General features: G+C 48.9%; 8 tRNA genes and 1 rRNA gene. All 9 read left to right on the top strand.

What is annotated here, in order from left to right:
- Nucleotides 1-89, top strand: a 5S ribosomal RNA gene (gene rrf, locus KNO92_RS14675); the annotation flags it as partial.
- A gap of 75 nt (nucleotides 90-164) precedes the next feature.
- Nucleotides 165-240: transfer RNA gene (locus KNO92_RS14670), tRNA-Asp, on the top strand.
- A 19-nt stretch (nucleotides 241-259) separates the two neighbouring features.
- A tRNA-Phe gene (locus KNO92_RS14665) sits at nucleotides 260-335 on the top strand.
- Nucleotides 336-343: 8 nt separating this feature from the next.
- Nucleotides 344-419 (top strand) — tRNA-Thr (locus KNO92_RS14660).
- Nucleotides 420-429: 10 nt separating this feature from the next.
- Nucleotides 430-505: transfer RNA gene (locus KNO92_RS14655), tRNA-His, on the top strand.
- Nucleotides 506-517: 12 nt separating this feature from the next.
- Nucleotides 518-593 (top strand) — tRNA-Lys (locus KNO92_RS14650).
- Between the two features lie 40 nt (nucleotides 594-633).
- A tRNA-Leu gene (locus tag KNO92_RS14645) sits at nucleotides 634-714 on the top strand.
- Nucleotides 715-730: 16 nt separating this feature from the next.
- Nucleotides 731-805 (top strand) — tRNA-Gly (locus KNO92_RS14640).
- 9 nt (nucleotides 806-814) lie between these two features.
- Nucleotides 815-902, top strand: a tRNA-Leu gene (locus KNO92_RS14635).
- Nucleotide 903: the final 1 nt, after the last annotated feature.

Below are 903 nucleotides of genomic sequence, written 5' to 3'. Positions count from 1 at the left end.
CCGTTCCCATGCCGAACACGGAAGTTAAGCGTCTCAGCGCCGAAAGTAGTTGGGGGATCTCCCCCTGTGAGGATAGGACGTTGCCAGGCTTTATTTTTTTAAAAAAGTTATTGACTTTACATAAAATGACCTTTAAAATAGGTAAAGTCGATATGACTTAAAACGGTCCCGTGGTGTAGGGGTTAACATGTCTGCCTGTCACGCAGAAGATCGCGGGTTCGAATCCCGTCGGGACCGCCATTTTTAATTTAATATTTATGGCTTTGTAGCTCAGTTGGTAGAGCAAAGGACTGAAAATCCTTGTGTCGGCGGTTCGATTCCGTCCAAAGCCACCATATAACGCGCCGGTGTAGCTCAGTTGGTAGAGCATCTGACTTGTAATCAGAGGGTCGAGGGTTCGAATCCTTTCGCCGGCACCATTTTTTCATGGCGGTTGTGGCGAAGTGGTTAACGCACCGGATTGTGATTCCGGCATTCGAGGGTTCAATTCCCTTCAGCCGCCCCATTAAAATTTAATGAGCCATTAGCTCAGTTGGTAGAGCATCTGACTTTTAATCAGAGGGTCGCAGGTTCGAGCCCTGCATGGCTCACCATTTCTCATTAATTTTTATTACTAAATACGTAATTTCACATGCGGGTGTGGCGGAATTGGTAGACGCGCTAGACTTAGGATCTAGTGTCTTTGACGTGGGGGTTCGAGTCCCTTCACCCGCATCTCTAAAATACTTATGCGGAAGTAGTTCAGTGGTAGAATACGACCTTGCCAAGGTCGGGGTCGCGGGTTCGAATCCCGTCTTCCGCTCCATCTTAATACGCGGTCGTGGCGGAATCGGTAGACGCGCTAGGTTGAGGGCCTAGTGGTGGTTAACACCGTGGAGGTTCAAGTCCTCTCGACCGCACCAT

Source organism: Exiguobacterium sp. s129 (genome assembly GCF_018617585.1).
Classification (GTDB): domain Bacteria; phylum Bacillota; class Bacilli; order Exiguobacteriales; family Exiguobacteriaceae; genus Exiguobacterium; species Exiguobacterium aestuarii_A.
The sequence above is the reverse complement of the archived record's forward strand: the minus strand, read 5'-3'. Positions and strand labels throughout refer to the sequence as shown.